Source organism: Salinibacter sp. (assembly GCF_042218895.1).
GTDB lineage: Bacteria > Bacteroidota > Rhodothermia > Rhodothermales > Salinibacteraceae > Salinibacter.
On the sequence record NZ_JBDGQQ010000099.1, the window covers coordinates 17,177 to 27,805 of the forward strand.

Annotated in this window: 5 protein-coding genes; all 5 read right to left on the reverse strand. The window is 66.5% G+C overall.

Translation table 11 applies throughout. The features are described 5' to 3' along the window. Positions 1-457 precede the first annotated feature (457 nt). Positions 458-5,488: a C25 family cysteine peptidase gene (locus tag ABEL04_RS09055; protein WP_375802066.1), complete on the reverse strand. Its 5,031-nt coding sequence runs from the start codon at positions 5,486-5,488 to the stop codon at positions 458-460. Positions 5,489-5,560: 72 nt separating this feature from the next. Continuing rightward, positions 5,561-6,730, reverse strand: coding sequence for a glycosyltransferase (locus ABEL04_RS09060; RefSeq protein ID WP_375802067.1), 1,170 nt, complete (start codon positions 6,728-6,730; stop codon positions 5,561-5,563). A 73-nt stretch (positions 6,731-6,803) separates the two neighbouring features. Then, positions 6,804-8,423: a polysaccharide biosynthesis protein gene (locus ABEL04_RS09065; RefSeq protein ID WP_375802068.1), complete on the reverse strand. Its 1,620-nt coding sequence runs from the start codon at positions 8,421-8,423 to the stop codon at positions 6,804-6,806. Between the two features lie 73 nt (positions 8,424-8,496). After that, positions 8,497-9,705, reverse strand: a complete 1,209-nt coding sequence (locus ABEL04_RS09070; RefSeq protein ID WP_375802069.1) for a glycosyltransferase family 4 protein — start codon at positions 9,703-9,705, stop codon at positions 8,497-8,499. A gap of 136 nt (positions 9,706-9,841) precedes the next feature. Further along, positions 9,842-10,483: an acetyltransferase gene (locus ABEL04_RS09075; RefSeq protein ID WP_375802070.1), complete on the reverse strand. Its 642-nt coding sequence runs from the start codon at positions 10,481-10,483 to the stop codon at positions 9,842-9,844. Between the last annotated feature and the right edge of the window lie 146 nt (positions 10,484-10,629).

Below are 10,629 nucleotides of genomic sequence, written 5' to 3' on the forward strand. Positions count from 1 at the left end.
GCTTCGCGCGTCTCAGCTTCTCATCCATCCACCAGACCGCTGCTGAAGGTTGCGGGCAGGACGAGTCCGTTCGGACGCAGAGGAGGAACCCTCAGACGGATGCAACCCTCATGATACGGGCCCTCTGTTCGGCCTCGGGGAAGACCGATTCCGTCTCGTGACCTTCCAGCCTTTCAGGTTCAACCTTGAGAACCTGTTTGGCGGACTGTCTATGGCCTGCGACTTCGCGGATCTCGTGCAGCCCGGGGACCACTCGGTCACTGCGTTCCCAGCGCAGAACGGGTTCGGCACTCGCCCGGTAGCGCCGCTACAGCGCTCGTTTGGGCCCCGTTCGTGCACGTCGCCCACTGTGTCTCGGCTGAATATCCATCCGCCAAACAGGTTCTGACCCCATCGTCTCTTTGGCGGACGGCACACAGGTGGGAGCTCATCACGACGTTGCGATCCGGAGACGGCACTACCGGATCACACTGACTTTTTCGACGTCGCCCCGGAAGGTCGTGTCTTCCCCCTCAATGCGGACCCGGTAGAGGTACACGCCCGTGGCCACCCGGTCTCCATCCTGGTCCCGGCCGTTCCAGCGGAGCGTATTCCAGCCCACCCGCAACGGATGTTTGAGGTCCTGCTCGTCGAACTGGCGAACGAGGCGTCCGGAGAGCGTGTAGATCCGCAAGGTAAACCCCCGGAGCCCCTCGTTCCGGCCCCCCTTCACCCGGAACGCGAACGTCGTGTGGGTGCGCATCGGGTTGGGGTACGGATACACGTCCTCGATGACCTGCTCCTGCTGGACGCGGAAGCTGCCCTGGTACGGCTCGACCTCATTTCCGCGGGCGTCCCGGGCCTCCACCTTCAGGGTGTAGGTGGAGTCCCGAGCCCCCAGGTCTGGCTCGAAGACCAGACGGGTGGGGTCGGCGGCTGTATCCGGGGGCACGAGCTTGAGCGCGTCGCTGGCGAAGGGAATCCGCCGGAACACCGATCCCAGTGAGGGGTCGCGACTTGGAAGTCCGCCCTTCAAGTACACGTCCGCCTGGCTGGTGTCGTCCACACTGAGATACGGATTGTCGTCGCGAATAAAAACTTCGAAGGTCGGCTGGGAAGAGACAAAGGGGAGCTGAGGGGCCTGAAGATTATTCAGGTCCGATGGCGTCGGGCGAAGCTCGCGGCCGTTGGCCAGCACGCGAAGGGACGGCGGGCTCTGGTCGCGCCGGACGTAGAAGTTCCGAACGGTGGTGTTGTTTGTCGTGAGCCGCTCCGGGGGACCCTTCGGCTCGGCTTCTACCGTGAGCACATTCGATCCTGCAAGGTCAGCACTCGGAACCGCGAACGACGTCGTATCGCGTCCCCCATTGGGAGGGAGGGCCGCTAGCGTGTCGGTGGCCAGCGTAGTCGTTGTGTTCGATGCCCCCGTCACGGTTGCATGTACACGGACCGGACGGCTCTCTACCGGCCCGAAGTTGACGACCGGAAGCGTGGCCGACGGGGCCTGCCCCTGCTGAAGCGTGTCGGGGAAGGACTGCAGGCCGGACGGGTCGACTGCGAGTTCGGGCACCCCTGTACGCGATACGCTCCACTGCCTGAGCTGCGGGGCCGTACGGTTCGTCGAGTCCGTGAGGGTGGCGCGAAGGTGGAGGTAGGGGTGCGCCTGTGCATCGATCGAGGAGAGGTCCTGCTGCCCTGCGGCACCGGTCAGATTGTCGATGAGGACCGTCGAGTCGGCGGCAAGGACATCGACCGTCACCCGGTCTCCTGGATCCGGCGCAGAGCCCGTCCACTGGAGCGACGACCATGCGCTGGCCGGCCCAATTCGGGGCGAGGTCGTGGTGCCGGAGGCGTGTGAAAACCGAGGCTCCACAGTGAGGTTGATCTCGTTCACCTGGTCGGCCTCTGAGGGCGGAGAGACCCGCTCCACGGTCTCGTCCGGACGGCCCTTGCGGACTTTCATCGCCCAGACGTGGTTGTAGGTGAGGGTATCGATGGCCGCCGAGCCGAGGTTTCGGAAGAGCGACGTCACCGCGTCTGGAATCGAGGCCCCGCTCTGCCGGGCGAGATGCCGGGTCCGAACGAACACGTAGTCGCCCTCCTGGGGCACCTGGTTGAGAAACGTCGTGAGGGCGTCGATGGCTTCCTGCTGATCGCCCACGTCATCTTCGAGGTCGTCCCGCAGGTCGTAGGTGGGGAAGGACTCACTTTCGCGGACGGCGCCCGTGGTGCCGTCGAGCACGAGCACACCAAATCCGAACTGGAGGTACTCGTACCGCGAGGTCCCGTCGATGATGAAGCCATGAACCCGGGAGGCATTGCCCCGATTGGCGTTTGTCAAGACGCTGCGGGAGTACTGGTCGAAGGCCCACGAGCGATCGGTGCGCTGGAGGCGCGGGGAAGCATTCGTCGAGAACAAGCGCCCCTGCTGCTGCCACGAGCGCTTGGGGAGAGTCTGGTCGACCGTGAACCGGGCCGCTCGCCAGGTATTTGCGCCCGCATCGGCCAGCCGGGCACGCCAGTAGTAGGTTTGGCCCGGGCGGAGGGCGGAGGGCTGCCACGTGCCCAGGAGGTTGTCCACGTCACGGCGGACCTCCCGGCGGGCGGGGGACGAGAAGTCGGGCACCGTGTCGAGCTGCACGACGACGGGCACCGACCCCTCTGTCTGACCGGACACGGTGAACTCCAGAGACGGCTGCCTCGTGGCGACGGTCCCGTAATCGGGGGGGGAGAGAAGCGACACCCCCGTGTCGAAAACGACCTGAGACTGCTCGGCGACGTTGTCGGTCTCGTCGGCCTCGGCGTACGCGTTCGCGGGATCGACGGTGACGCGGAAGGTATTCGTGCCGAGGGTCTGCTCGTCGAGCGAGAACGAGAACCGGAGCGTGCGTTCGAGCGGGAACCGGTCCAGGCGACGGGTTCGGCGGACGGTCGTGCCGTCCGGCCGCTCCCAGGTCAGGCGGGCCGTCACGCTGTCGGCGGGAATCAGTCCGTGGTTCTGAACGCGGGCCGTCACCGTCAGTTGGTCGGACGGAATGGGGGCCGTGGGCTCGATCGAGAGCAGGTCCGGGGTGACGTGCAAGTCGGGACGAGACGGGAGGGCCATGTTCGTGGCCGGGTCCCCGAGAAGCCCGTACTGCAGAAGATGCTTCACGTAGAGGTCGCTCCGCCCGTAATTAGCCGCAATGTCGGCCTTGGCCGCGCGAATGGCCTCGCCGAGGACGCGCGTCGTGTCCACGAAGACATCCTGGACGAGGGCGTCGTTGAGGCGGGCCGACGGCAACAGGTTCCCCAGCGCCGACTCGCCAAAGTGAGCGATGCCTCCGTTCAGCGCCCCCTCGCGGGGCGTGCCGTCGGGCCGCACGGACCCCACGACGAGCTGCTCCCCCAGCGATGGAGCGCTCTTTTCCTCGAAGCGTCCCCCGGCGAAGGAGCCAGTGCGGCAGCCGAGAGAGATGACAATGGGCAGTCGGCCCGCGTTGTCGAACTCCGAGGGCGGGTCCGTCACGATCTCCCACGTCTGCGCGGCCGAGTGGCCAAAGTAGTTGAGCCAGCCTGCACCCCGCTTCAGGTCCGCGGCCAGCGAGTCCTGAAAGCTCGCGTCGAGCGGGTCGTTGACCTTCTTGTAGTATCGGATCGTGTCGGCCCCGGTATTTACGGGAACCTGTTGCCCGTCGAGGCGGACGGTCGTGTCCGATGCGATGCGGCCCCATCGGTTCGAGTAGAACTGGAGGGATTGCTGCTCGCTCTCGGTGGTGCCGCCGGCGAGGAGAAGCATCCGCTTCTGCCAGCGCTCGAGGGGGGCCGACTCGTAGGTCTTCAGCTTCTCGATGAACAGATTCCCCTGCGCAACGGACCGGACTGGGATGCGGCCCACGGCAAGAAACTCGGACCAGTCGTTGGGCCCGTCGGCCTGCATCGCGAACCAGCCGTCCGAGGGCGCAAAACCAAAAGACGGGACGCTCCACTCGGGGTACAACGTCTCGACAGAGCCGTCCCGGATCGGGTACTGGGCGTCCCCAAAGATGGCGAGAAACTGGGGGGCCGAGTCCCAGGTTTGAGTTGACCGCACGAATCGCCGGATGGCAATGGGCGTGGGACGGCCGTAGTCGAACTCGTCGAATACGTTCTGGACCAGCGCGACTTCCACCTGGTAGCCGTCGTGGGTGCGACGATATTCAGCCAGCCGCTGCGCCGAGGGAAGCAGCGCCTCAGTAGTAAGAATGAGGTAGTCGGCGCCATGGGCCTCGGTTGCCGACCAGTTGCTTGGCGCGTCGGGCCGGACGGCCGCTGGACTCCGGAAGCCGCTGCCGCCTGCGGCCCAGTACGTTGCCGGGGCGGCTGAGGGGAGGGCAGAGACAAAGGCGGTGTCGTCGGCGATCTCCGCCGAGTACCGTTTCGCAGTGGCCGGGCTGTAAACGTGCACGGAGTCCCCCGTGTGGCCCGTTAGGGCGAAGGTGCGCGCGTCGGGCGTCGGGACCGTGAAGTGTTGCCGGTTCCCTCGGGCGCTCAAGCCCCGCGTGTAGACCGCTTCGGCCCAGTCGAACAGCACATGATTCGGGGTGCTCGACGGGTCCGGGCAGTTGAGGTCGTCCGAGAATCCGCCGTTGTAGGAGGTAAGACGCAGCGTCAGGCCCGACTCCGGGATCCGATTCTGGGCAATCGTGGCCTCGGCCGTAAAGCGCTCAATGCCCTTCCACTCCACGGTCTTGAGGGACTCGAAGGCGGAGGATCCCCCGGACTGACGCAGCTCTCCTTCAATCTTCACCCGGTGGCAAGAGTTCGTCTCAGCGTCGAAGCGAAGCGTCAAATTGAGGGTGGTGTCCGCCGCCGTCCGGCGACCGACAGGAAGAGCGTAGGTCGACGAGATTGGAGAGGTGTCGGTGTGCCGGAACCGAGTCCAGTAGTAGCCCTCCGAGCGCGTGTAGAGGGGGTTTCCGCTGTCTGACGGGCGCCCGAAGTAGTAGTACCGATCCTGCTCACGGTGAACTGTGTCGCGGAGGGACGTCGTCGAGGGCCCCGAGGCGGACGCGGTGCCCGCCTCGTACCGGCGTCCGGTTTCCCCGCCCCAGGTCATCCAGTAGAACGTCGTGTCGCTGTAGAGGCTGCGGTACGTGCTGCTCTGGGCCGACGCGTTGCCGTTGTACGCCCATACTTCGTCTCTACCACGGTTTCGGTGGCCCACGAACGTAATCGTGTCGGTCGCGTCGAGCGATCCGTCCGCGGCGCCGTCGATCTGAATCGGGACTTCCCGGCCGTTCTCAATCAGCCGAATCGTCTCCGGCGCAATGTCGGAGAGGCGCGTGCCGTCCGGGAGCGCGTCCCGGAGAGCATCTGCCGCCACGCGGTAGACCCCATCGCTCGTAACGGCGATCTGAAGGTGGGGGGCGTCGGGATCGTACCATGACGAATCGTACGGATCGCCGGACTGAGCCCGGGCAGACGCCGGGCCGAGGAGACCCAGGCCGCACACGAGTGCAAGCCAGAACGGGAACTGAAGGTCGAGCATAGAGGAGGTCCCGAAGAAACTACCAGGGCGCGGGCGGCCCGATTGGGGGTGGAAGAGGCGGCATCGATGCGGTCAGGCGGCCTGGGCCTGATGGTAGAATGATCGCGTGCGGCGAACGAAAGGTTCCGGGCCGTATCGCTCAAGGGTGCGGGCCCGGATGTCCGCCGCCCCGAACGACGACCACTGCCGGCGCATCGTTTGGAGGGCGTCGGCCAGCGCCGCAGAATCGCCGGGCGGTACGAGAAGGCCCGTCTCCGGGGTCACGATGTCTTCGGGGCCGCCGCACCGAGTAGCCACTGCGGGGAGCCCGGTCGCCATCGCTTCAATGAGCACCACGCCGAACGTCTCGTGTCGGCTCGGGAGCACGAAGGCGTGGGCGTTCCAGAGGGCCGCCCGCACGCCCTCACGGTCCAGCGATCCGGGAAAGGAGACCTGGTCCGCCACGCCCAGCCGACGGGCCTGGCGCTTGAGGGCCGCCCGTTCCGGACCGTCCCCGACGATGGTCAGCGACGCCTCGGTCGAGCCCGAAAACGCCCTCGCAAGTGCCTCCAACGCGGCTGCGATGTTCTTTCGGGGGCTCAGGTGCGCAACCGTTACGACCCGGAAGGGCGGGGGCGACGGTCGTCCGTCGGGGGGCAGCGTGAAGAGGGACGCCCGAACAGGGTTTGGAAGAACGTCGACCTCCGACGCTTCCGCAAGGTCGTGCGCGACGAGCGCGTCTTTCAGCGACGCGCTCACCGCCGCGACCCCGCTGGCGTGTTGGAAGCCAGTCTCGACGAGCGGCCAGCGCCAGGGGACAATGTCGTCACGTTGAAATCCGCTGTAGTGCTCGGTCAGAACGTAGGGGACGGACAGTGCGTCGCTCATCCTCGCCGCCGCGGCCCCTGCCCAGCGGGCGCTGTGGGCGTGAATGACGTCGGGCACGCCGTGCCGATCCACGTAGCGCCGGGCGAGGTGGACGGCACTCCGGACGCGGAGCCGCATCCCGGGCGGAAAACGCCACCACACGTTCCATCCGTACCGCCGGAGCGTCGGGACGCCGTGGTCGTTCGTCCAGGCGGTCTGGAAATGTTTGCGACGAAGGGCCGGCCCGGACAGTCGGCGCAGGCTCTGCTGCTCGGGGTAGACGACCCCACCCTTCATCCCGTGGTCGCTCAGGCAGCGGACCTGCTCGGCGAAGTAAATTCCGTTGCGGGGGGCCTCGGTGGTCGGGTACCAGGATGGAACCACGAGGACGTGCATGAGGCAGCCAGTGCGTGGGGCGTGAAGCGTCGACGGGCAGCGTGTGCCTGGTCACGCGTCACGAGTTCACGCGTCACAGTTCAACGGACGAGCGGTCGGAGGACGAGACCTCAGCCCCGTCGTGCCCATCAGGGTGCGTGTCGAGGAGCAGGTGTCGCAGTTGTTCGCGCGACTCGCGCGTGGGGTCGCACACCGATTGGAGGCGCTGAAGATGCGCTTCAAGGTCGGATCGAGAGTACGGAACGGGCCCCTTGATCCCCAGAACGCTCGGGTGATCGGTTGGGTGCGCCGTTTCGTGGGCGTGCGTGAGCTCCTCGGCGAGCTTCTCTCCGGGGCGGCGTCCCACGTGGTCGATCATCGTCTCCGGGTTGACGTGCGGGTACCAGTGTTCGACGAAGCGCTCGGCCAGCCACTGAATCCGGATCGGATCCCCCATCCGAAAGATGTAGGTGGGATGGGCGTCGAACAGGAGCGTCTGGAGAACGAGGCTGCAGGCCTCCTTCGGGCTCATGAAGTACCGTTCCATGTCCGGGTGCGTGACGGGGAGCGGATCGCCGTCCGCGAGCCGCTTCTCAAACCGTGGCACGACGCTTCCCTGCGTGCCAAACACATTGCCGAAGCGAACCGTCGTACAGCGCGTGGGGCCCGTTCCGGTGCGGACGTACCACTCCGCCAGCTGCTTGGTCGCCCCGAGCACGCTCGTGGGATTGACCGCCTTGTCCGTAGACACGAACACGAACTCGTCCACCTCATGCTGCTCGCAGAGATCGAGCAGGTTGGCCGTGGCCGTCGTGTTGTTGCGGAACGCCTCGACCGGGTGGCGCTCCATCAGGGGAACGTGCTTGTAGGCCGCCGTGTGGATGACCACGTCCGGGCGGATGCTGCGGAAGAGGCCGTCCATGATTGAGGTATCGCGCACGTCGGCAATGCAGAAGTCCATGTCGCCGTCGTAGTCTCCGGCGCGCAGAGCGGTCTCGAGCCGGTACAGGTTGTGCTCGCTCACGTCCACGAATGCCAGTCGGAACGGACAGAGGTCGGCCAACTGGCGGCTCAACTCCGAGCCAATGGATCCCCCCGCGCCCGTTACGAGCACGGTCCGGTCGGAGAGCATGTTGCGGAGGGTCAGGCGGTCGATCTCCGTAGCCTCGCGGGGGACGAGGTCCTCCAGCCGAAGCTCGGTCGACGCCACTCCAGGAGCCGGCTCGCCGGGCGTCGGGGACACGAGCTCCAGGACGCGCCGGAGCACGGCCCGAACGCCCAGAACCCCGACGAGGGCCACGAGCCCGAGCACCGCCATCACGCTCCGAGGCGGGACAGTGGCCGGGTTCAGGGCGTACGTCAGTGTGATGGACACGCCCCATGCGCCGACGAGCCACCCCCCAATTCGCAGCGCCTCGTTCAACCCCATCAGGCGGGGCGGCATCCGATACACACCGCTCGCGGCGAGTGCGGCCATGTAGACGCCCAGCACGGTGAGGGAGGCGACGCCCCACTCCGTCGCGTGGGGCAGCATCCAGCCCCCAAGACGGATCTTGTAGCCGAGGAGGAGGCCGCCGTACAGAATCAGCAGGTCGGGCAGCGCGAGCAGGAGCGGAACCTGCACGCGCAGCCACGCCCAGAGCGAGGGCGAAGACGTATCTTCAGACTGTGCTCCGAGCGAGGAGGCCTCCGAACCGGATGAAGAGGACGCCATGGTCGAAGAATTAGAGGATGAGGATGGGATGCCGGGGACGTGGGCGGTTCTCGTGGGTCGACCGGGAGTCGTCTCATTCGTGCTGGGCCCGTCCCACGCGCTCAACGAGGTCCGTATACCGGTCCATAATTTCGGCCCGGACAAAGTGTTGCCGGGCGGCGGCCTGAGCATTCCGCCCCGACCGAGTCAGGGCATCGGGCGACCCGAGCACGGCGTGGAGACGGTCGGCCAGGGCATTCGGGGAGTCGGGTGGAACGTACCATCCACAGCTTTGCCGCTGCACAAACCGCTTTGTCCAGCCAGGGTTCGTCACGATGACGGGGGTTCCTGTTGCGAGACTATCAAAAAATTTGCCTGGAGAGTTCGACGCCAGCACGGGCCGGTCGATGAACGAGACGAGCGAGAGGTCGGCAACGTCGAACAGGGCGAGTGTATCGGGGTAGGGGAGCGGGGGAATCTGTCGGATGGCGTCGTGCCGGCGGGCGGCCCGCCGTACGGTCGACTCGTGGTAGCCCTGGCCGGCGAAGGCGACAAGCACGTCGGAACGGCTGGCAGTGAGCCGCCGGGCGGCGTCGAGCAGCGTGGGAATCGCGTTGGCCCGGCCGAAGGTCCCCGCGTAGAGGACCAGAAACGGTCGGTCTAGAGAAAACCGCTCCTTGAGGTCGGTTCGCTCCTCGGGGCCGATCTCGTCGACCAGGTCGACGTCGGATCCGTACTCCAGCGTCGTCACCTCGGCCGAGGGCGCTCGGGTGCGAACATGAGTCTCCATGTCGGGGGACAGGGCAACGACGTGTCGTGCGCTCCGGTACAGGGCCGCCTCCCCCCCTCGCAGCAGACCGTGAAGCCCGTAGTTCGGTACGGCCCCCATCTGGATCGGAAACGCGGGCCAGAGATCCCGCACCTCGAAGAGCCACGGAATGTCTCGCCGCTGGGCCACCGTCGCAGCCGCCGCGGCCGCGGTCAGCGGCGTCGACGAGCCGAGAACGAGGTCCGGCCGTGGCATTTGCAGGCCGTACCAGACGGCCTGGATGGCGTACCGAAGGAACGCAGCGAGTCGCCGTGGGGCCGACATGGCGTTGTCGTAGGGCACGTCAAACCGCACGAGGTCGACGCCCGGAGGCACCCATGGAAACCGGTGTGCCTGCCGGTTCTCCTCCCACGCCCGCGTCGTGATCACCGTCACGTCGTGCTCCTGCCCCAGCCGCTTGACCAGCGCATACGGCCGCGCCGCGGTGGGGCAGTCGGGCGTGTGGTAGTACTGGAGGAAAACAGCAATTTTCACGACGAGGTTGAGGCGTGTGGGCGTCAGTACATTTCAACACGTCAAGCACCGGGTATGCCCAGAGGTGCAGTCGGTCTACTGGGCGGAGGCCACCCGAATGCTGCCACGTACTGCGACGCAAGCCAAGGGGCCAGCGTCACGATTGGGGCCGAGCGGGCACACCGACGGCCGTACAGTCGGGGGGAAGATCGTCGGTGACCACCGCTCCAGCACCCACTGTTGCGCACGAGCCCACAGTCACGCCCGGAAGCACCACCGCTCCGGTCCCCAGCGTTGCGCCTGTCTCCAGGTGCACCGAGCCCGAGACGTGGGCACCGGGACGAACCGACACGAACGAATCGAGCACCGCGTCGTGCCCCACAGTGCAGCGCTGATCGAGGACCGTGTGGGCTCCGATGTGGAGGTCCACGGTGGGGGTGGCCCCGGTGCAGAGGATGGCGCCCGGGCCGAAGGTGACCGTGCGGTGAGGGGACACGGTCGGATGAACGAGCGTGGCGGGCCGAACGTCAGTCGAGGCAAGGCGATCAGCGATTGAGCGACGCGCCTCTCCGTCACCGATGGCGAGGGCAAAGCGGAGACGAGACTGGTGGGCGAGCCAGCCAACATCCCCATGGACGGGATGTCCCATGACGGACGTGCCGTGGAGGTCGGGGTCGTCGTCGACGAATCCCAAGAACTCCCACGTCGGCTGGTCCTCGTTAATGGCCTCGATGAGCGCGGCCACTTCGCGACCGAATCCGCCCGCGCCGACGAGAACGAGAGGAGTGGGATCAGGCATGAGAGCGAGAGGACGACGAGAACGAAGGATTGTGTCCGTCGGGCCCCTCCACGCCGGTCCCCTGAATCAGGATGATTGGGGTTCGGAGCAAAATCTGGAGGTCGAGCCAGAGGCTTCGGTTCCGCACGTACCACACGTCTAGGTCG

What these genes read in the sequence shown, in the direction of transcription:
- ABEL04_RS09055 (WP_375802066.1), bottom strand. Translation starts at nt 5,488, where the DNA reads ATGCTCGACCTTCAGTTCCCGTTCTGGCTTGCACTCGTGTGCGGCCTG.
- ABEL04_RS09060 (WP_375802067.1), bottom strand. Translation starts at nt 6,730, where the DNA reads ATGCACGTCCTCGTGGTTCCATCCTGGTACCCGACCACCGAGGCCCCC.
- ABEL04_RS09065 (WP_375802068.1), bottom strand. Translation starts at nt 8,423, where the DNA reads ATGGCGTCCTCTTCATCCGGTTCGGAGGCCTCCTCGCTCGGAGCACAG.
- ABEL04_RS09075 (WP_375802070.1), bottom strand. Translation starts at nt 10,483, where the DNA reads ATGCCTGATCCCACTCCTCTCGTTCTCGTCGGCGCGGGCGGATTCGGT.